The sequence below is a fragment of the Pseudomonas sp. FP818 genome, from assembly GCF_030687335.1.
GTDB classification, from domain to species: Bacteria; Pseudomonadota; Gammaproteobacteria; order Pseudomonadales; family Pseudomonadaceae; genus Aquipseudomonas; species Aquipseudomonas shahriarae.
Window position 1 is genome coordinate 5665248 of the sequence record NZ_CP117427.1, and the last position, 19876, is coordinate 5685123.

A 19876-nucleotide genomic window follows, 5' to 3' on the forward strand; every position below is an offset into this window, starting at 1 on the left:
CTTCAGGCGCCGGGTACCCATTCGAAACTGCCATGCCCCTCGAAGGCCGTTTCGTCACGCACTGCCAGCCCGACCGCTGGCACAAAGGTCTCGATGTTCACCAGCGCTGTAAATCGGCGCCCGTGTATCGGGGCGCCGCCTGCCCGTGCGACCAGCGTCTGGCCGGGCAATAACTGTCCGCTTGGCGGCTCTCCCGACACCCGCAACTCCACCGCCTGCCCATCCACCTGAGGATGCTGCAGGCTCAGGGTGAAATAGCCTTGGCGGCCGAACCGAAAACCTTTCGACCCGGCAGACACCCCCGTGAAACGCAAGGCCATGGATGCCGACTCGGCACAGGCGATGTTCAGTTGCAGCGTGCGTTTCCCCAGGGCCAACTGGTCTCCCGCCCGCTCCGCGCTGCGGATCAAACCGTAGTCGACCCGGGGCTGGCTCAAGGACATACGGCATTCACCCGCCAGCGCTTCCTCCGGCATCAGCCCCGCCCACAGCAGCACGCTGCACAGAGCGAGGCCAGGCCCAAAGCGGTTCAGGGATTCACTGCGCACGGCAGACTGCCGAACCTGTTTCGTAGAGTTTGTCGTCATCGGTTTCTGGCTCAGGGTTGAGTTGCAATACACAGGAGGTTGAATCCGGCAGGGAGACGCTCAGGGTTTGCGACTCGTCCAGATTGTTCAGGAACACCATGCCCTCACCCACCACGCTGGTCAGGAAGGCATTGTCCGGGCCGAATACCGAGGCCCCTTGAGGCAAGGGGCGCCCTTGCTCGTCACGCACTTCCAGCAGCAGGCGGCGCACTTTCACCACCTCGAAATCAACGGTATTGAAGGATCCACGACCCGCCGTGAGTGCCTTGGTGCCGTTTTTCAGGTCGACACGCTTGGGCAGGGAGTGGGTCTGCACCTCAACGTTACTGTTGAGGTAGGCCGGCAAACCGGCGATCACCGCCTGCCCGCGATAATCGGTCCAGACCGGGCCCTGGGGGGTCGCGACCTTGACCGCGCCAACATCGCCCACCGAGACGATGCCAAAGGTGTCCTGGACGGCGTAGGGCGAGAACGTCACACCGCGTTCATGGGCCACCACGCCGCCCTGCAATTGCCCGGTGTAGCTGGTACTGAAAGAGTCGCGACGCATGCCCAAGCCAACCTGGGTGTAACGCGGTATGGCATTTACCCGGCCTTGAACCGACTGATCACCACTCGTCTGCTCCCGGGCAACACCCACCTCATAATTCACATAGTCGTTCACCCGATCACTGAACGCGCTGCCGAACTCCACCTCGCCCCCGCGCCGGCTGGCATAGGAAGTGACACGACGTTCGCCGCCAAATGGCATGGTGACTTGCAACCGCAGCGACAGCCCTGTCTCGAGAGCATCATTGCGCTCGTGGCGGCGGATATTCCGCTCCTTGCGCGGTCGAGCCCCACCCACCCGGGAGTCGGCGATCAACGACACCTGGGTGCCACTGAAGTCTCGGTTCCAGGAGGCAAAGACATGTTCAGCCGATTGCCCGTCAAATTGCGCACTGTGCGAGTAGCTAGCTGATGGAGAAGCCACCCAACAGCGGGTCAGCCCAGCTCAGGCCCAGGGTGTATTGGTTCTTGAAGCGCGCGTCCAGGTCGTCGCGGGCGCTCGACAGCCCGGCTTCCGTGACTTCGCGATACCCCCGTGTCTGGCGTGTAGCACTGAGGTTGGCCTCAAGGCTGGCAGACAGCGGGCTACTCAATGAAATGGAGCTGCGAGCGCCGCTGACATTGCCTGAACCATCGCGAGACAGGTTGTGACGCCCGCCCACTGCCAGCCGCTGGAAAAAAACGCTGCTCCATGTTCCGCCCGCAGCCTGGTACTCGTCAGTGCTCAATAGGCCAAAGCCCAGTGAAGAACTGCGCCCAAGGCCCCAGGTACCACTGGCCATCGCCACCACCGGGGGCTCCCGCTCGCCCAGCGTTGCGCCCCGCACCTTGCCCATGGAAAAGAAGTAGCCCGGCACCACCGGCACACTCGCGCCAAAGGACGCCGCAGGTACCCTGAAGCTGTGCCCACCGCCACGGGTGCCAATCACGTTCACCTCCAGGTCGCTGGTGCCATTGAGTAACGGCAGGTCAGTCAGGGAAAAAGGGCCTTCCGGTACCAGGGTGGTATGGATCAACACCCCTGACTGGCGCACCTCCACCCTGGACGGGCTGCGAGCCAGCCCTTCGACCACCACCGCGCTGCCGCCGGCCGCGCGCGACTGCCCATCTGGGAACAGTTGCAGGCCGGAGAGCTGCAGCCCGCCGAACACCGGGTTGTTGCTGGAGATCTGACCCACCTGGAAGGTCGAGCGCAGGCCCGCGAAGTCGCGCTGGGCGTAGGCGTTCACATGCTCGCTGCTGGCCTTGCCATTATCGGAGATATAAAACTGGCGACTGCGCACAATCCAGTTGCCCAGGTTGAACCCCGCCTCGGTATAGGCGGAGACGGAGCGGGAAGAGCCACTGTTGAAACGATCCTCAAAACCCTGCACGTCGTAGTTGAACAAGGCCGCCATGCCACCTTGGGAAGCATTGCCCCCGCCCCATTCAAACTCGCGCATCGACTGGGTGGGCACCACCAGGGAGACTTCATCGCTGCCAGGGCTCAGCCGCACAAGGGTCGCCGGGTACTCACCGACAAAATCATGGCACGCCTGATCGCGCGCGATGCCCTGCCGAGTGACCGTCGCCGGGACGCGCAGCCCGGCCTTTTCCAGCAGGCCGGGGGTAAAACACAGCTGCCCTTCATAGTCGAAACGCGCTTCCACCAAGCCCAGTGGGTTGCCGTTGACCCTCAACCCGACCACATGGACGCCCTCGCGAAAGCGCGCCGCACTGCGAAAATAATGGGCAACCTTCGGGTCAATACCGTTCGCAGAGAGAACGGCAAGATCAAACCCCTCTCCCAGCTCCAAGGCATGGGCAGGCCCGCTGCACAGTGAGGCCAGCCCGATGACAATGCCCGAGCCATACGCCAGGGAGCCCGGGGCCCGGAAGAACGATGCGGACTGATTGAAACAACCGGCTTTATCGACAGTTCTCATAGCTCGATCAACACCCGCCTCGACAGACAGCAACGGGAGCCTGGTAGACGGAGGTCGAATAGCCGTAGACCGTCGCCGGTTGAATCTCGACGGCATTGACCCCTGCGACATTGCCCTCGACCGTGGTCCACAGCGTTTCGCCAGGCAGCACATAGGTGCGCGACAATATTGCCGGGCGCTTGGCCGGCAGCAGCTGCACCTGTAAACCCAGGCGGACAACGTAGGCACTGTCGTTCTGCACGGCCAGGCGATTGCCTTGCAGGGTCCACTTGAGCAACTTCCAGGGCTCTTCAAGCCGCGGCAAACCCTGGGGGTGCAGGATCAGCGGCAGGTCCTGGCGAATGGTGATACCAATGGTCGCACGCCCTTCGGCCCTGGCCTGGGGAATCCCTTCAAAAGTGACCCGCTTCAAGCGTTGAGTCTTGAGTGGTTCCTTGAGGGTTGCGATAAAGCGCACTAGTTGTGTTTCGCCAGGTTCCACGCGCGCAATCGGCGGCGTAACAATCAATAATGGTTCCGGGTCTTCAGCAAGATTTTGAATGACCGAATGTAATAAAGCCGGACCGGCATCAGTATTCTTGACATTAATAGTCGCTTCGCCATTTTCTTCATAAAGAATTACAACAGATGTTTCAGGCTCCATACCGTCAGCCAGTACGTTGCCATGTAATAGCAGAGAAAGACTTACGCCCCCTAGCAGGGCAGTAACTGTATTGAAAAGAAAACTCATCAAGTTCTACCCACACACAATTTAAGAGACCGTCAATAGATCCAGGACTGTAAGCAGCCCGCACGCAGTCGCAACAGCTAGTTACGACTGCAGTGCGGATTTACTACCTGTTTAGATACGAGTAACGACTAAGGTGGCAAGGCCGTTCAAAGGAACATCCTTGCTCAGGTCCAGGGCGCTGCCCCGGTTGATGACGGCCTTGACGTTGATCGTGCCGCTGACAACGTTGACCAGTGCTGGAACCGGGCTGGTGGTGCGGCTCCAGGAGTGCTGGTACGGGAACTTGTCGACCCGGCCATCGGCGCTATACATCCAGGCTGCGACAGAACTGGTCCTTTTGAGCGGTAGCAGGCTGGCACCGCCGCTGGACAGGTTCGAAAGCCTGACCGAATAGCCACCGGTACGCCGGCCATCCACCGCACCCAGGCCAAAGTTCTGGGATTCGGCGAAGCCGGTTCCCAGGATACCCGCAACGGTGCTGGCCGCCTGCGTGTCAGATACCGACAGCGCCATCTGCGTAGCCGCGGTGCCGCAGTTCACGGACAGCGGCAGGGTTTTCTCCTGCAAGGGGTTGAAAGCATTTGGCGAGATAGAAGCTGCACTGATCTGACCATAATCAATGACGCCGCTGCTGATACTGACCGTGCAGGGCGCTGGCTTGATAGTACCAATGACCCTCAAGTTCCCGGAACCACTTGTATCGGCGTGTGCAACCACGCTTGCGGCCAAACAGACAACACCCATTACCAAACCAGATATTTTTTTCATGCTGAACCTGTCACTAGAAGTTATCAGGTGCCTTTATTCCTACCCGGGCAATTGCATTGCCCAACATCCCGCCATCCGTGACAAATGAGCTGTAAATAAATAACACCAAGGCAGAATTGCCGAGTGACAGTCTCTCCCGCATGCACCCCACTAAAGAATAAGACAATACCCTAATTACTGTCAGAACAATAAAAAACAATCGTCGCCTTAACCAAGCTTAAGAGTAGTACCAAACAAATAACCAATGGGTATAACTGTTCTTAAGATGTAGGTTAAATCAAGAGAAGTTTCCAAATTTTGAAATTCTACTGTTTCCCATAGATCCTACGGAATAATTACAAGGAACCAATGGAGCCCCCCTACATTCCCTACAAACCTGCGTCCCGAACCTCCGTAGGAGAACTCCTCTGCGCACTACGCGTTGGCGTCAGCGTTTGATCGTGGCACGATGGCGAGGTTATCGACCGAGATCCCCTACCCATGCCGCAATCCCAAGCCAAGAATCTGTCCCTGATCGCCGCCATCGACCTGGGCTCCAACAGCTTTCACATGGTCGTGGCCAAGGCCCAGAACGGTGAGATCCGCATCCTTGAGCGGCTCGGCGAAAAGGTACAACTGGCTGCCGGAATCGACGACGAGCGCAAGCTCAACGAAGAATCCATGCAGCGCGGGCTCGATTGCCTCAAGCGTTTTGCCCAACTGATCAACGGCATGCCCCAGGGCGCCGTGCGCATCGTCGGCACCAACGCGTTGCGCGAAGCGCGTAACCGCGGCGAATTCATCCGCCGTGCCGAGGAGATCCTCGGGCACCCGGTAGAAGTGATTTCCGGCCGTGAAGAAGCACGCCTGATCTACCTCGGCGTCTCCCACACCCTGGCCGACACCCCCGGCAAGCGCCTGGTGGCCGACATTGGCGGCGGCAGCACCGAGTTCATCATCGGCCAGCGCTTCGAGCCGTTGCTGCGCGAAAGCCTGCAAATGGGTTGCGTCAGCTACACCCAGCGCTATTTCAAGGACGGCAAGATCACCCCGGCCCGCTACGCCCAGGCGTACACGGCGGCGCGGCTGGAGATCATGAGCATCGAACACGCCCTGCACCGCCTGACCTGGGATGAAGCCATCGGCTCATCCGGCACTATCCGCGCCATCGGCCTGGCCCTGAAGGCCGGCGGCCATGGCACCGGTGAGGTGAATGCCGAAGGCCTGGCCTGGCTCAAGCGCAAGCTGTTCAAACTTGGGGATGCCGAGAAGATCGACTTCGACGGCATCAAGCCCGACCGCCGGACCATCTTCCCTGCAGGCCTGGCAATCCTCGAAGCCATCTTCGACGCCCTCGAACTGCAACGCATGGACCATTGCGATGGCGCCCTGCGTGAAGGCGTGCTCTACGACCTGCTGGGTCGCCATCACCACGAAGACGTGCGTGAACGCACCCTGGGCTCGCTAATGGAGCGTTACCACGTCGACCTGGAACAGGCGGCGCGGGTCGAGCGCAAAGCGTTGCATGCCTTCGACCAGGTCGCTGCAGATTGGGAACTGGAAGACGGGGTCTGGCGTGAACTGCTGGGCTGGGCCGCCAAGGTCCATGAAGTAGGGCTGGATATCGCCCACTACCATTACCACAAACACGGCGCGTACCTGATCGAACACTCCGACCTGGCAGGGTTTTCCCGCGAGGATCAGCAGATGCTGGCGCTGCTGGTGCGCGGCCATCGCCGTAACATCCCCAGGGACAAGTTCGCCGAGTTCGGCGCCGAGGGCATCAAGCTGATTCGCCTGTGTGCCCTGCTGCGCTTTGCGATCCTGTTCCACCACATTCGCGGCACTCAGCAGATGCCGCAAGTCACCCTGCGCGCCAACGGCGACAGCCTGGATGTGGTGTTCCCTAAAGGCTGGCTGGACGAGAACCAACTGACCCAGGCGGATTTCGCCCAGGAAGCCGAGTGGCTGACGCGAGTGGGCTTCAGCCTGAATGTGCGCTAACCCCTAGACGCTCTCGGACGACACCGGCGCCCCCGGCAGGAACGCCGGCTCACGGATAGCCTGCGTGGCCTGTTCATAACCATAGGCGACCGCGAGCAGTGTGGCTTCACTGTTGCCCGTACCGTAAAAGTGCAGCGCGGTCGGCATACCCTCATCATCCATGCCCGAGGGCACCGAGATGCCGGGGTAACCGGCGGCGGCGGCAAAGTAGTAACTGTCGGCGCGAAAGTTCGACACGATGGCATCGAGGCGGTGTTCGCTCAGCGGCTTGTCGAGGGTGCCTTTGAAAATCGGCAGAACGGCCGCCCACAGTTGCTCGCGCTGCTCATCCGTCACGTCCAGGCTGTTGATGTGCTCCAGCAACGCCTGGTCCGGTTCCCCGGCTTGCTTGTCGCGCTCGTTGAAGGCAATCAGTTCAGCCAGCGACTTCACTGGCAGGCCTTCCCGGCCGGCCAGGTAGCTGTTCAGGTTTTGCTTGATCCCGGCCAGCAGCGCGTCACTGTATTGATCGTAAGCCTCACGTGAGACACCCGCGTCCAGCCTGCCTATCGGCACCATGACTGCCCCCTTGGCCCCGAGCATCGCGATCGCGTCTTCGAAGTGCTTCCGGTCCGCACGCAGGGCCGGGTCCCTGGCGTCTTCAGGCGACAGCACCGGCAGCGGCGTGTAGCCAATGCGCTTGCCCTGCAAGGCATCCGGTGTGAGCCCGGCGGTGTAGGCCGTTGTTTCGGTCATGGCATTGAGCGCTTCGCCAGCATCGCGCACGTTGCGCGTAAAGGTGCCCACCGCGTCCAGTTTTGAACTGGTCATCACCCCTTCGGTACTCACCAGCCCGGCCGTGGTTTTCAAACCGACCACGCCGTTGTAGGCCGCCGGGGCAATCACCGAGCCATTGGTCTCGATGCCCAATGCCAGCGGCACAAGCCCCTGGGCGACCGCCACCGCCGATCCCGAACTGGACCCTGCCACCTGCCCTCCCAGCCGATGGGGGTTAAGCGTTTGCCCACCACGGGAGCTCCAGCCATCCACCGGCACGCTGGAGCGGAAGTTGGACAGTTCGCTCATATTGGTCTTGCCCACGATCACGGCCCCGGCCTTGAGCAAGTTATCCACAACCTTGGCGTTTTTGCTCGTCGGTGAGCCGACCAGCGCACGGGAACCGGCACTGGTGTGCATTTTCCCACTGGTTTCGAAGACATCTTTCAGGGCAATCGGCACGCCGTGCAAAAAACCGCGCACGGTACCGCTGGCTCGCTCCTGGTCACGCGCCCGAGCCTGTTCACGCGCATCGGGGTTAACCTGCACAAAGGCATTGCCGCCCTGCAGACCCTGATCGATGTTGGCAATACTTTTTAATGAGTCCCGCACCAGGGACTCTGAAGTGACTACCGCCCCAGCCATATCGGACGCCATGGCCTGTGCACTGCGGTAGCCCTCCGGCGGCAAGGCCAGCGCCTCGAATAGCCCCGCAGTTCCGAACCCGATACCTATGCCTGATCCCACCATCGAAAACTCCTTAACTGCCCTGTACAGGCTATCGTCTGATAGCCCAAGGTCAGTCTAGGAACGGGAGCATGGGATCCCCAACCTGGGAAATCTGACGGTCCTGTCCGATTTCCCAGTGAGGGATGTAGGTCTAGTCGATATCAGCGAACCGCCAGCAACGGGCTGCCCAACCGCTCCAGCAACGTAGCCTGGGCACTGCGCGGGTTCTGGTTGCCCGTCGGGGTGTTGCGCACGTAGCGCCCATCGGACTGCAGGCTCCAGCTGTGGGTGTTATCGGTCAGATAACTCTCCAACTCTTTCTTGACCCGCATGATCAGCTTCTTGCCTTCCACCGGGAAGCAGGTCTCCACACGCTTGTCGAGGTTGCGCTCCATCCAGTCGGCGCTGGAGAGGAACATCTGCTCTTCACCGCCATTGAGGAAGTAGAACACCCGCGTGTGCTCCAGGAAGCGGCCGATGATCGAACGCACATGGATATTGTGGGACACCCCGGCAATGCCCGGGCGCAGGCAGCACATGCCACGCACCACCAGGTCGATACGCACGCCGGACTGGCTGGCCTTGTACAGCGCGCGGATGATCTTCGGATCGGTCAGCGAGTTGAACTTGGCGATGATGTGCGCCGGCTTGCCGTCGAGGGCGAACTGGGTCTCGCGGGCAATCATGTCGAGCATGCCCTTCTTCAGGGTGAACGGCGCATGCAGCAGCTTTTTCATGCGCAGGGTCTTGCCCATACCGATCAACTGGCTGAACAGTTTGCCGACGTCTTCGCACAGCGCGTCGTCGGAAGTCAGCAAGCTGTAGTCGGTGTAGAGCTTGGCGTTGCCGGCGTGATAGTTACCGGTGCCCAGGTGCGCGTAACGCACGATCTCACCGGCCTCGCGGCGCAGGATCAGCATCATCTTGGCGTGGGTCTTGAAGCCCACCACGCCGTAGATCACTACTGCACCGGCCGCTTGCAGGCGGCTGGCCAGTTGCAGGTTGGACTCTTCGTCGAACCGCGCACGCAGCTCGATCACCACCGTGACTTCCTTACCGTTACGCGCGGCGTCCACCAGCGCATCGACGATTTCCGAGTTGGCACCGCTGCGGTAGAGGGTCTGGCGCACGGCCAGGACATGGGGGTCCTTGGCGGCCTGGCGCAACAGATCGACCACCGGGGTGAACGACTCGAACGGGTGCAGCAGCAGAATGTCTTGCTTGCTGACCACGCTGAAGATGTTTTCGCTGTTTTGCAGCAGTTTCGGAATCTGCGGGGTGAACGGCGTGTATTGCAGCTCCGGATGGCTGTCCAGGCTGGTGATGCTGAACAGGCGCGTCAGGTTCACCGGGCCGTTGACCTGGTACAGCTCGGTCTCGGCCAGGTTGAATTGCTTGAGCAGGTAGTCCGACAAATGTTTGGGGCAGGTATCCGCCACTTCCAGGCGCACCGCGTCACCGTAGCGCCGCGAGAACAGCTCGCCACGCAGGGCGCGGGCCAGGTCTTCGACGTCTTCGGTGTCTACCGCCAGGTCGGCGTTTCGGGTCAGGCGGAACTGGTAGCAACCCTTGACCTTCATGCCCTGGAACAGGTCATCGGCGTGGGCGTGGATCATCGACGAAAGGAATACATAGTTATCGCCAGCCCCCCCGACCTCTTCCGGTACCTTGATGATGCGTGGCAACAGGCGCGGTGCGGGGATGATCGCCAGGCCCGAATCACGGCCGAAGGCATCGATCCCTTCGAGCTCGACGATAAAGTTCAGGCTCTTGTTCACCAGCAGCGGGAACGGGTGCGTCGGGTCCAGGCCAATCGGGGTGATGATCGGCGCGATCTCGTCACGGAAATAGCGACGGACCCAGGTCTTGAGCTTGACGGTCCAGTTGCGGCGACGGATGAAGCGCACTTGGTGCTTTTCCAGCTCCGGCAGCAGGATGTCGTTGAGGATGGCGTATTGGCGATCCACATGGCCATGCACCAGCTCGCTGATGCGCGCCAGGGCCTGGTGCGGCTGCAAGCCGTCGGCGCCGGCCTGCTCACGGGCAAAGGTGATCTGTTTCTTGAGGCCGGCGACACGAATCTCGAAGAACTCGTCCAGGTTGCTGGAGAAGATCAGCAGGAACTTCAAACGCTCCAGCAACGGATAGGACTCATCCAGCGCCTGTTCCAACACGCGGATATTGAATTGCAGTTGCGACAGCTCGCGATGGATGTACAGGCTGCTGTCATCCAGGTTCGGAATCACGATAGGCGGTGCCGCCACCACCGGCTCCGCGACCACGGCAGGCTGCTCAGGCGCAAGCTCCGGCGGGGTTTCGGCGACCTGTTCAACTACCGGGTGCGCATCTTTTACGGCAACTTCTGTGAGTCCTTCGGTATTCATCGAGTGTTCCTGTGAGGGCTATTGTTGCTCTCTAAGCAATTGGGCGGCACGGGCGGCAAAGTAAGTCAGGATGCCATCGGCACCCGCACGTTTAAAGGCGGTAAGGGATTCCAGGATGACGCCTTCACTCAACCAGCCATTTTGAATCGCAGCCATGTGCATGGCGTATTCACCACTGACCTGATAGACAAAGGTCGGCACCTTGAATTCCTCCTTGACCCGATAAAGGATGTCCAGGTACGGCATACCGGGCTTGACCATCACCATATCAGCGCCTTCAGCCAGGTCCGCCGCCACTTCGTGCAGGGCTTCGTGGCTATTGGCCGGGTCCATCTGGTACGAGGCCTTGTTGGCCTTGCCCAGGTTCAACGCCGAGCCGACCGCATCGCGGAACGGGCCGTAGTAGGCGCTGGCGTACTTGGCTGAATAGGCCATGATCCGCACATTGACGTGCCCGGCCAGTTCCAACGCCTCGCGGATCGCCTGGATCCGGCCGTCCATCATGTCTGACGGGGCCACCACCTGGGCGCCTGCAGCGGCATGGGACAGCGCCTGCTTGACCAGTGCGTCGACGGTGATGTCGTTCTGCACATAGCCTTCTTCATCCAGGATGCCATCCTGCCCGTGGGTGGTAAACGGGTCCAGCGCCACGTCAGTAATCACCCCAAGCTCCGGGAAACGCTCGCGCAGGGCGCGGGTCGCACGCTGGGCAATGCCTTCGGGGTTCCAGGCCTCGGCGGCGTCCAGGGACTTGAGCCCGGCGGGTGTGACCGGGAACAGCGCCAGCGCCGGGATCCCCAGTTCAACCCACTGCGCCGCCTCTTGCAGCAGCAGATCAATGGTCAAACGCTCGACACCCGGCATCGACGCCACCGCTTCCCGACGATTTTCACCATCGAGCACAAACACCGGCAGGATCAGATCATTCACCGTCAGGACGTTTTCACGCACCAGACGACGGGAAAAATCATCACGACGGTTGCGGCGCAGGCGGGTAGCGGGAAACAGGCGTTGGGCGGGGGTAAAGCTCACGGCAGACTCCTGAGCCCGGCTTGACGGGCGAGCGTGACAGTTATAAGCGGCCATTATGACGAAGGAATGACAGTTGTGCTTACTCATACGACCGGCATGTGACCTGTAGTCGCATTCATGCTTTCCGTAGGAAATGTTCACTTCGTGACACATCTCGATACTTTCATGAATGTTCACGAAGGCGTAGGCTGCGCGTTCATTTCGCCAGCACCCAGACAATGCTCCAACAATTTCTGAATGACTTTGGCTACTTTGCCCTCTTCCTGGGGACGTTCTTTGAAGGTGAGACCATCCTGGTTCTCGCAGGCTTCCTTGCGTTCCGCGGATACATGGATATCAACGTGGTGGTGGTGGTGGCGTTCTTCGGCAGCTACGCCGGCGACCAGCTCTGGTACTTCATGGGCCGCAAGCATGGGCGCAAATTGTTGGCGCGCAGGCCACGCTGGCAACTGCTGGGCGATCGGGCACTGGAGCATATCCGCCGACACCCCGATATCTGGGTTCTGAGTTTCCGCTTCGTCTATGGCCTGCGCACGGTCATGCCCGTGGCCATTGGCCTGTCCGGCTACCCGCCGGGGCGCTACTTGTTTCTCAACGGTATCGGCGCGGCGATCTGGGCAGCAGCACTGGGCGCGGCGGCCTACCACTTCGGCGCTGTGCTCGAAGGTATGCTGGGCAGCGTCAAGAAATATGAGCTGTGGGTGTTGGGTGCCTTGCTGGTACTCGGCCTGGGCTTGTGGCTGCGCCGGCGCATCCGCAACGCCCGCCTGACCCGGGAAAACTGCGCGACCGAAAAAGCCCGGCTGGCGCAGGAGCAACTGGCCGAGCTGAAAAAGCCCGAGCCTACGACACCCATCGAGTAAGCCGGCCCCTGCAACAGTAGAGGCCGATGACACTGAGCAGGCTATAGCTGGCAAGCCCCGGCCAGCCCAACGCACTGGCCGGCCACAACCCGACCAGCGGCGCCAGCCACACCAGCGGCACATTCAGCCCCAACCGCAGCAACTCGGCCTTCAAGGCCCACGGGCGATTTTCCAGGGCCACGCCCAGGGTAAACAGTCCCAGTGCCATCACACTCCAACCCAGCACCAGCGCAGCCGTCGGCATGCCTTCGCCAACATTCATCAAATAGCTGCCCAACCCCACATACGCGGCAAATTGCAGGGCGATGTAAATCTGCTGGCGCGCGTCCAGGGGCACCTCGAATTTACGGAACTGGCTCAAGTCCGGCTTGGCCAGTGGGTACTTGGCCTTGACGTCCGCCGGGCGCCAGCCGGTGCGCATGAACCAGATGCGCAGTTTGTCCCACCCACTTTCGGTACGCCGGGCATCACTCCACAGCTGGGCATAGAACTGCAGGTTGGCCCACAGCGGATTCCAACTGGCCAGAGGCGTGGTCACGCCAAAGATCACCGGCTCGTTTTCGTCTTCTTCCTGGAACGAGCCAAACAAACGGTCCCAAATAATGAACACCCCGCCGTAGTTGCGATCCATGTAGAGAGCGTTCTGTGCATGGTGGGCCCGATGATTGGACGGGGTGACGAAAAACCACTCGAACCAACCGAGCTTGGGCACATGGCGGGTATGCACCCAGAATTGATACAACAGGTTGAGCGACGCCACGCTGATAAACACCAGCAGCGGCACGCCGACGACAGCCAGTGGCAGATAGAAGATCCAGCTCAGCAAAAAGCCCGTGCTGGTCTGGCGCAAGGCGGTGGTGAGGTTATAGTCCTCGCTCTGGTGATGCACCGAGTGCGCCGCCCACAGAATATTGCGCTCGTGGCCGCAGCGATGCAGCCAGTAGTAGCAGAAGTCGTAGAGGACAAAGGCGAACACCCAGGTCCAGGCGCTCTGGGTTGGCAGCTCGAACAGTGCCAAATGCTTGAGGGCGAAGGCGTAGGTCAGCAGGCCCACGCCTTTGGTCAGCAGCCCAGTGGTGGTGGACAATACACCGGTGCTCAAGCTGTTGATGGCGTCAGCCACCCGGTAGTTGCGCTCGCCGCGCCAACGGTCAGCCAACAGTTCGACCACAATCAAGGCAATGAAAAACGGTACCGCGTAAGGGACGAAGTCCATGGGCCAGTCCGGTCAATTATTGTTACATCAAGGTTAGGCCAGTGACCGGATATCCCAATGGCAATGCGAGACAAATAAGTAGACATTTAACGCCATAAATCAGGAGAAATGCCCATGAGCAAAAAGATTGCAGTGATCCTTTCCGGCTGTGGCGTGTACGACGGCGCTGAAATCCATGAAAGTGTTATCACGCTGCTGCGCCTGGATCAGCGCGGCGCTCAGGTTCAGTGCTTTGCCCCGGACATCGCGCAGCTGCATGTGATCAATCACCTCACGGGCGAAGAAATGCCCGAGTCGCGCAATGTATTGGTGGAGTCGGCGCGCATCGCCCGAGGCGAGGTGAAAGACATTCGCGAGGCCCGCGTGGAAGAGTTCGATGCGCTGGTCGTGCCCGGCGGTTTTGGCGCGGCGAAGAACCTGTCGAACTTTGCCATCGAAGGCGCCGGTTGCAGCGTCAACCCGGACGTACTGGCACTGGCCGAAGCCTTTGCCGAAGCAGGCAAGCCCGTGGGGCTGATCTGCATCTCGCCGGCCCTGGCGGCAAAAATCTACGGCCCTGGCGTGACCTGCACCATCGGCAACGACGCCGACACCGCGGCCGCCCTGGACAAGATGGGTGCCACCCACCAGGAATGCGCGGTAGACGAAATCGTCGAAGACAAGGCGCGCAAGCTGGTGAGCACGCCGGCCTATATGCTGGGCAAAAACATCAGCGAAGTGGCATCGGGGATCAACAAGCTGGTGGACCGGGTGCTGGAGCTGACCCACGAGAGCGACTGAATGGGCGACACCGATTAAAAATGTGGGAGCTGGCTTGTGTGGGAGCCAGCGCCCACACAAGCCAGCTCCCACGATTTGACCGCCAGTACCTTCAGGAAGCCGCCACCCGGCGCTTATCGGCCAACCGGCTGCGGCTGTACAGCACCACAATCGCAATGATCGCCACGGCCTGGGCACTCAACGAATACGCATCGGCATGGATGCCCAGCCAGTCGAAGTCAAAGAACGCCACCGGCCGGGTGCCGAAGATGCCGGCTTCCTGCAACGCCTTCACGCCATGCCCGGCAAATACCACCGACAGCGCGCACAGCAACGCCGCGTTAATCCCGAAGAACAGCGCCAACGGCAGCTTCGCCGAGCCGCGCAGGATGATCCACGCCAAGCCCATCAACAGCACCAGCGCCGTGGCGCCACCGGCCAGTACCGCGTTATGCCCGGCAGGACCGGCTTGCAGCCACAGGGTTTCGTAGAACAGGATCACTTCGAACAGTTCGCGGTACACCGAGAAGAACGCCAGGACCGCAAACCCAAAACGCCCACCACCGCCGACCAGGCTGCTCTTGATGTAGTCCTGCCAGGCGGCCGCGTGGCGTCGGTCGTGCATCCACACCCCGAGCCACAGCACCATCACGCTGGCAAACAGCGCCGTACAGCCTTCGAGCAGTTCACGCTGGGCGCCGCTGACGTCAATCACATACGCCGCCAGGGCCCAGGTCGCCGCACCGGCGACCAACGCCAGGGCCCAACCGACGTTGACACTGCGCACCGCCGATTGCTGGCCGGTGTTACGCAAAAAGGCCAGGATTGCCGCCAGCACCAGAATCGCTTCCAACCCTTCACGCAGCAGAATCAGCAAGCCCGAGATGTAGCTCAACGACCAGCTCAGGCCGTCGCCGCCCAACAGGCCGGCCGCTTCAGTGAGTTTGCCCTTGGCCACGTCCAGGCGCTGCTGGACCTGCTCGATCGGCAAACCATCCTGCAACGACTGCCGATACGCCATCAGGGCTTTCTCGGTGTCCTTGCGCACGTTGGCATCGACGTTGTCCAGGGAGCTTTCCACCAGCTCGAAGCCTTCCAGGTACGCCGCTACCGACAGGTCGTAGGCCTGTTCGTGCTCACCGCTGCGGAACGCTGCCAGGCTCTTGTCCAGGGTGGCAGCGGTGTACTCCAGCAACTGCGCCGGGCCACGCTGGACCTGGGGCGGCTGGGCGCGCTGGGCGCGGAACACCCGGACCGCGTCCGGCCCCTCGGCGGCCAGCACTTCTTCCGGGGTCTGGCGTGCCAGGTCGGCCAGGTTGAAGGATTTTTCGCTTTTCGCGGCGGCCGGGTCGGCAGTAAAGCCGGCGATATAGGTGGCCAGGTCCCAGCGCTGCCGGTCATCCAACTGGTCGGCGAACGACGGCATGTCGGTGCCTTCGACGCCCAGGCCCAGGGTGTTGTAGATACCGTAGAGGCTCAGACGGTCCAGACGCTGGGCATCGCGCAGGTTGGCCGGCGGTGGGGCCATACCGACACCGGCCGGGCCATCGCCCGCACCGGCGTCACCGTGGCACACCGAACAGTGCTGGGCGTACAGCGGCGCACCGCGCGTAGGGTCCGGGGTAATGGCCGGCGCCTGGCTGACCTCATAGGCGGCCGCCAGTTGCGCACCCAGTTGACGCGCCTGGCGCGCTACCGCGTTGCCATCCTGGCGGTTAGTGACAGCGGCCAGCAGCTCATCGACGCCTTTGACCAGGCTCGCACGCTCGGGCTTGTCGGGCAGCTCTACCACCAGCCCCTGCAACACGCCGAGAAACTCCACCTGTTCGCGGTATTCGGAGTCGTCGACCACCTTGCCCGCCTCCACCGTCGGCGGATAGTCAGCGCCAATGTAGTCCAGTAAATGCAGGGCCTGGGGCGCACCCTCTGCGGTAGCAGCCAGCAGATTGAAGCTGCACGACACCAACGCCGGCAGCAACAGCCAGGCGAGAAAACGGGAGGGGGCAGTCATGAATGAATCCCAAATGGAAACAAGAAGTAACACATTGTCGAATGTTAATCGGTTTGACTCAAGACGTTAGTGCTTTGGCCGCTGAAATGACTCGCTCAGGTAGGGGCCAACCCTCAAATAAAGCAGCGGAAAAGCCATTGTTTTGCCAGTAACGAGGCCTATAATGCGCCGCCTTCGTTATCGCGAAACGGCATTTAGGCTCCTCTTTTTATGAGGGATGTGTGGGAAAAGGTTTTTCCTGCACTTGGTTATTTGGCCCGACCAGCCCCTTCGGCCGATTACGCTCAGGGAAGCAGCACCTCAATGGCATCTCGCGTCTTTACCTCCCTTGCCCTCGCGGCACTCACGCTGCTGTCGGGCTGTTCGATGTTCCGCAGCTACGACACTGAACTGCAAGCCACCAACCAGCAGTTGGCCAGCGGCAATGTCGATGGCGCGCTGACCCTGCTGGAGAAGAACAACAGCAGCGAAGACAAAGACCTTCTCTACTACTTCGAAAAAGGCGAGTTGCTGCGGGCCAAGGGCGATCTGACCGGCAGCCAGGCGGCTTGGCACCGGGCAGACCTGGTGGTGTACAAGTGGGAAGAGTCGGTCAGGTTCGACACCGAGCGCTATCTCGCGCAATTCGGTAGCTTCCTGGTCAACGACAAGGTGCGGCGCTACGAAGGGTATGACTATGAAAAAGTCATGCTCACCACCCAGATGGCGTTGAACCTGCTGGCCGTCAATGACTTCGACGGCGCGCGCACCGAAATCAAGAAAACCCACGAACGCGAAGCGGTGATCGCCGAACTGCGGGACAAGGAATACCTCAAGCGCGAAAACGAAGCCGAGCGCCAGGGCGTGGCCACGCAGTTCAAGGATCTGCGCGGCTATCCGGTGGAAAGTCTCGATGCGCCGGACGTGGTGGGCCTGAAGAACAGCTACCAGAGCGCGTTCAGTCATTACCTGGCCGGTTTCATCTACGAAGCCTTGGGCGAAAAGGACCTGGCCGCGCCGGGCTACCGCAAAGCCGCCGAACTGCGCCCCAATACACCGTTGCTGGAACAGGCCCTGCTCGACCTGGATGCCTCCCGCGTGGCAGCTGACGAAAGCGACGTGCTGATCGTAGTGCAGAGCGGCCTGGCGCCGGCCCGCGACTCGATCCGCCTGCCGTTGCCGATCCCTATCGACGGGCATTGGGTGATCACACCGCTGTCGTTCCCGGTGATCAAGCCAGACACTTCGACGGCCACCTTTGCGCAGATCGGCGTCGATGGTCGGCAGCAGAACCTCACGCCCCTCAACAGCACCACTGCAATGTCGCGCCGCGCCCTGCGCGACGACATGCCGGGGATCATCCTGCGTACCACCGTGCGCGCCATCAGCCGCGGCGTGACGCAAAAAAACCTCAACCAGACCAACCCGATGGCCGGCCTGGTGCTGGGCATCGCGTCCGCCGTCACCGAAGGCGCCGATACCCGCACCTGGCGCACCCTGCCGGACCTGACCCAGGTCACGCGCCTGCGCCTCAAGCACGGTGAGCACCAGGTGAGCCTGCCCAATGCCTTGGGCGGCACCCTGGTGACGGTCAAGGCCGAACAACGCCATCAGGTGATCACTTTGCGAGTGGTCGGCAACCAGGTCTTCACCAGCGGCGTGGCCGCCCATGTGGTCGCGAGCAACCCGGCCCAGGCCGTCGCCAGCCTCAAACAACCTTAAGGAGCACGCTATGCGTCATTTCATCCTCGGCGCCCTGGCGCTGATCTTCCTCGCCGGTTGCGCCACCCCGCCGCCGGAACCAGGCAGCGCCGCGAGCAAAGTCGTGGTGATGGGCAAGTTCAAGGGCATCGCCGTCGGCGCCATTCGGGTAGCCCGCGAGAACGGCTTCCTGACGGCCAAGGTGCAACTGAGCAACATCACCAGCAGCAACCAGATGATGTATTACCGCTTCGCCTGGCTGGGCGCCGATGGCTTCCCGGTGGGTGACGAAGAAACCTGGAAAGTGCTGAACCTCTACGCCAACCAGGCCACCTTCCTGCCGGCCATCGCCAACCTGCCCCAGGCCGCCGACTTCCGCCTTGAAGTCAAGACGCCTTGAGCCAGCCCCCTATTCAGTTTTCGAGAGACATTCCCATGTTTGTACGCTTTTCGTTCCTCGCCGTAGTCGCCGTCCTGGCCAGCGGCTGCGCCAACACCTCGCCGGTCATCGGCGGTAAAAATATCAGCTACGGCGACACCAAGGCCGTGGAACTGGTGACCAACGAGTTCGGTTCCACCGACCTGCAGATGATCGCCGAAAGCATGACCCGCTCCCTGGCGCAGTCCGGCATCCTCCAGGGCCGCCCGGTGGTGCAGGTGTATGACGTGAAGAACAAGACCAGCGAGTACATCGACACCCGCGAGATCACCACCTCGATTAAGACCCAACTGATGAAGACCGGCACCGCCCGCTTCGCCAGCGACAACACCGATATGCAAAGCCAGGTCGACCAGCTCAAGCTGCAAAACCAGAGCGGCCTGTACAAGAAATCCACGGTCAGCAAGACCGGCAACATGGTTGCCGCCAAGTACCGCCTGGAAGGCTCCATCAGCTCCATCGTTAAGCGCAGCGCCGACTACAAGGACGTGTTCTACAAGTTCAGCCTGCAGTTGATCGACGTCGAAAGCGGCCTGGCGGAATGGATGGACGAAAAAGAAATCCGCAAGACCACGGAGCGCTAAGCCATGCGTCCATGGATCGGCATCATCGCCCTGCTGTGCAGCGTTGGCGCCTGGGCGGCGCCGAAAATCGCGGTGACGGACCTGGCCTACGAGGCGCGGGTGGAGGAATACATCCACGCCGTCGCGGCGACCAATAACTTCCAGGCCAGCCCGTACAACGCCAGCGGTGCGTCCAGCTACACCGAGTTCGAGAGCCGCAACAGCTACATCGAACAGAGTGAGCTGCGTAAATTCAGCGGCGATATCAAGGGGGAGATTCTCAAGTCGCGCCAGTTCCAGTTGGTCCAGGGCACGCCCTACACCAGCGAGGCCAAGGGCGATGTGTACGACGTGATCAAGCGGATCAAGGCCGGCCACTTCAAGGGCGCCGACTATGTGCTGTTTGGTACTTTGTCGGATATCGACTTCACCCAGGACATCAACGCCCTGGATCGCACCAACAGCTATTCAGCGGTGCTGGGACTGGCGGTCGTGGCGGACTTCAGCCTGATCAACACCCGCACCTATGAAATCACCTCGGCGTTTACCGCCATGGGTGAGGGCCAGGACACCAAGCTGGTGAACAGTCGCGACGTGCGCGTCAGCCTGAGCCGGCCACGGGTGGTGAAGGAAGTGTCGAAAACCTTGGGTGAAGATGTGGCGCGCCAGCTGCAGGAGCAACTGGGCGGTGGCTACCAGGAGCCTGGGCAGCCGGCATTGCGCAACAACCTGCCAAGGGATGAGGCGCCGAAAATCCTGCACTGAAGCTCAATGGCTCGGCTAGCACACACCAATGTGGGAGCTGGCTTGCCTGCGATGCAAGCGCCGCGGTGTCACTGATACACCGCGGTAATGCGATCGCAGGCAAGCCAGCTCCCACAGTTTTGATTGGGCTTGTTCAG

General features: G+C 61.1%; 15 protein-coding genes and 1 pseudogene. 7 read left to right on the forward strand and 9 right to left on the reverse strand.

Features of this window, described 5'->3' with window-relative positions; genetic code table 11:
* Nucleotides 1-2: 2 nt before the first annotated feature.
* The 4 genes and pseudogenes from PSH80_RS25945 to PSH80_RS25960 form a co-directional block, all read right to left on the reverse strand.
* Nucleotides 3-548 (reverse strand): hypothetical protein, encoded by a 546-nt coding sequence (locus tag PSH80_RS25945; RefSeq protein ID WP_305418649.1) that lies wholly within the window; start codon nucleotides 546-548, stop codon nucleotides 3-5.
* Nucleotides 538-2971: pseudogene (locus PSH80_RS25950) on the reverse strand (fimbria/pilus outer membrane usher protein). The gene PSH80_RS25945 and the pseudogene PSH80_RS25950 overlap by 11 nt, the downstream one beginning before the upstream one ends.
* Nucleotides 2972-3068: 97 nt before the next feature.
* Nucleotides 3069-3791, reverse strand: coding sequence for a fimbria/pilus chaperone family protein (locus PSH80_RS25955; RefSeq protein WP_305418651.1), 723 nt, complete (start codon nucleotides 3789-3791; stop codon nucleotides 3069-3071).
* Nucleotides 3792-3902: 111 nt separating this feature from the next.
* Nucleotides 3903-4559 (reverse strand): DUF1120 domain-containing protein, encoded by a 657-nt coding sequence (locus tag PSH80_RS25960; protein ID WP_169989464.1) that lies wholly within the window; start codon nucleotides 4557-4559, stop codon nucleotides 3903-3905.
* A 480-nt stretch (nucleotides 4560-5039) separates the two neighbouring features.
* On the opposite strand from PSH80_RS25960, the gene ppx reads away from it, so the two are divergent.
* Nucleotides 5040-6542 carry an exopolyphosphatase gene (gene ppx / locus PSH80_RS25965; protein WP_057960956.1) on the forward strand — a complete coding sequence of 501 codons (1503 nt, stop codon included), beginning with the start codon at nucleotides 5040-5042 and terminating at the stop codon, nucleotides 6540-6542.
* Nucleotides 6543-6545: 3 nt separating this feature from the next.
* Here the strand turns inward: ppx and PSH80_RS25970 are convergent, their stop codons facing one another.
* The 3 genes from PSH80_RS25970 to hemB all read right to left on the reverse strand — a co-directional run bounded on the left by PSH80_RS25970 (nucleotide 6546) and on the right by hemB (nucleotide 11443).
* The gene (locus PSH80_RS25970) at nucleotides 6546-7955 is read right to left on the reverse strand and encodes an amidase family protein (RefSeq protein WP_128593637.1); all 1410 of its coding nucleotides are present in this window, start codon (nucleotides 7953-7955) and stop codon (nucleotides 6546-6548) included.
* A gap of 233 nt (nucleotides 7956-8188) precedes the next feature.
* Nucleotides 8189-10411 carry a polyphosphate kinase 1 gene (ppk1, locus tag PSH80_RS25975; RefSeq protein WP_057960957.1) on the reverse strand — a complete coding sequence of 741 codons (2223 nt, stop codon included), beginning with the start codon at nucleotides 10409-10411 and terminating at the stop codon, nucleotides 8189-8191.
* Between the two features lie 18 nt (nucleotides 10412-10429).
* Nucleotides 10430-11443 (reverse strand): porphobilinogen synthase, encoded by a 1014-nt coding sequence (gene hemB, locus PSH80_RS25980; RefSeq protein ID WP_057960958.1) that lies wholly within the window; start codon nucleotides 11441-11443, stop codon nucleotides 10430-10432.
* 218 nt (nucleotides 11444-11661) lie between these two features.
* On the opposite strand from hemB, the gene PSH80_RS25985 reads away from it, so the two are divergent.
* Nucleotides 11662-12306, forward strand: a complete 645-nt coding sequence (locus PSH80_RS25985) for a DedA family protein (protein WP_120734322.1) — start codon at nucleotides 11662-11664, stop codon at nucleotides 12304-12306.
* On the opposite strand, the gene PSH80_RS25990 is transcribed toward PSH80_RS25985, so the two are convergent.
* Nucleotides 12287-13522, reverse strand: a complete 1236-nt coding sequence (locus PSH80_RS25990) for a sterol desaturase family protein (RefSeq protein WP_120734323.1) — start codon at nucleotides 13520-13522, stop codon at nucleotides 12287-12289. The genes PSH80_RS25985 and PSH80_RS25990 overlap by 20 nt on opposite strands.
* A 114-nt stretch (nucleotides 13523-13636) precedes the next feature.
* Here PSH80_RS25990 and elbB point away from each other — a divergent pair, with 114 nt between their 5' ends.
* Nucleotides 13637-14302 (forward strand): isoprenoid biosynthesis glyoxalase ElbB, encoded by a 666-nt coding sequence (gene elbB / locus PSH80_RS25995; RefSeq protein ID WP_057440464.1) that lies wholly within the window; start codon nucleotides 13637-13639, stop codon nucleotides 14300-14302.
* A gap of 91 nt (nucleotides 14303-14393) precedes the next feature.
* Here the strand turns inward: elbB and PSH80_RS26000 are convergent, their stop codons facing one another.
* Nucleotides 14394-16292, reverse strand: coding sequence for an FTR1 family protein (locus PSH80_RS26000; RefSeq protein ID WP_120734324.1), 1899 nt, complete (start codon nucleotides 16290-16292; stop codon nucleotides 14394-14396).
* A gap of 303 nt (nucleotides 16293-16595) precedes the next feature.
* Between PSH80_RS26000 and PSH80_RS26005 the strand changes: the two genes are divergently transcribed.
* Genes PSH80_RS26005 through PSH80_RS26020 form a run of 4 tightly spaced genes read left to right on the forward strand, consistent with a single transcriptional unit; the run spans nucleotide 16596 to nucleotide 19739 of the window.
* Entirely contained in the window at nucleotides 16596-17993 is a 1398-nt protein-coding gene (locus PSH80_RS26005) for a COG3014 family protein (RefSeq protein ID WP_057440465.1), read from the forward strand.
* Nucleotides 17994-18003: 10 nt separating this feature from the next.
* Nucleotides 18004-18372 (forward strand): YcfL family protein, encoded by a 369-nt coding sequence (locus PSH80_RS26010; RefSeq protein ID WP_029289599.1) that lies wholly within the window; start codon nucleotides 18004-18006, stop codon nucleotides 18370-18372.
* A gap of 35 nt (nucleotides 18373-18407) precedes the next feature.
* Nucleotides 18408-18995 carry a penicillin-binding protein activator LpoB gene (gene lpoB / locus PSH80_RS26015; RefSeq protein ID WP_057960964.1) on the forward strand — a complete coding sequence of 196 codons (588 nt, stop codon included), beginning with the start codon at nucleotides 18408-18410 and terminating at the stop codon, nucleotides 18993-18995.
* Nucleotides 18996-18998: 3 nt separating this feature from the next.
* Nucleotides 18999-19739: a hypothetical protein gene (locus tag PSH80_RS26020; protein ID WP_057440467.1), complete on the forward strand. Its 741-nt coding sequence runs from the start codon at nucleotides 18999-19001 to the stop codon at nucleotides 19737-19739.
* The last annotated feature ends 137 nt before the right edge of the window (nucleotides 19740-19876 follow it).

Bases quoted from the DNA above. Each gene is read 5' to 3' on its own strand.
- PSH80_RS25955 (WP_305418651.1), bottom strand. From the start codon at position 3,791: ATGAGTTTTCTTTTCAATACAGTTACTGCCCTGCTAGGGGGCGTAAGT.
- PSH80_RS25960 (WP_169989464.1), bottom strand. From the start codon at position 4,559: ATGAAAAAAATATCTGGTTTGGTAATGGGTGTTGTCTGTTTGGCCGCA.
- ppx (WP_057960956.1), top strand. From the start codon at position 5,040: ATGCCGCAATCCCAAGCCAAGAATCTGTCCCTGATCGCCGCCATCGAC.
- PSH80_RS25970 (WP_128593637.1), bottom strand. From the start codon at position 7,955: ATGGCGTCCGATATGGCTGGGGCGGTAGTCACTTCAGAGTCCCTGGTG.
- ppk1 (WP_057960957.1), bottom strand. From the start codon at position 10,411: ATGAATACCGAAGGACTCACAGAAGTTGCCGTAAAAGATGCGCACCCG.
- PSH80_RS25985 (WP_120734322.1), top strand. From the start codon at position 11,662: ATGCTCCAACAATTTCTGAATGACTTTGGCTACTTTGCCCTCTTCCTG.
- PSH80_RS25990 (WP_120734323.1), bottom strand. From the start codon at position 13,522: ATGGACTTCGTCCCTTACGCGGTACCGTTTTTCATTGCCTTGATTGTG.
- elbB (WP_057440464.1), top strand. From the start codon at position 13,637: ATGAGCAAAAAGATTGCAGTGATCCTTTCCGGCTGTGGCGTGTACGAC.
- PSH80_RS26000 (WP_120734324.1), bottom strand. From the start codon at position 16,292: ATGACTGCCCCCTCCCGTTTTCTCGCCTGGCTGTTGCTGCCGGCGTTG.
- PSH80_RS26005 (WP_057440465.1), top strand. From the start codon at position 16,596: ATGGCATCTCGCGTCTTTACCTCCCTTGCCCTCGCGGCACTCACGCTG.
- PSH80_RS26010 (WP_029289599.1), top strand. From the start codon at position 18,004: ATGCGTCATTTCATCCTCGGCGCCCTGGCGCTGATCTTCCTCGCCGGT.
- lpoB (WP_057960964.1), top strand. From the start codon at position 18,408: ATGTTTGTACGCTTTTCGTTCCTCGCCGTAGTCGCCGTCCTGGCCAGC.
- PSH80_RS26020 (WP_057440467.1), top strand. From the start codon at position 18,999: ATGCGTCCATGGATCGGCATCATCGCCCTGCTGTGCAGCGTTGGCGCC.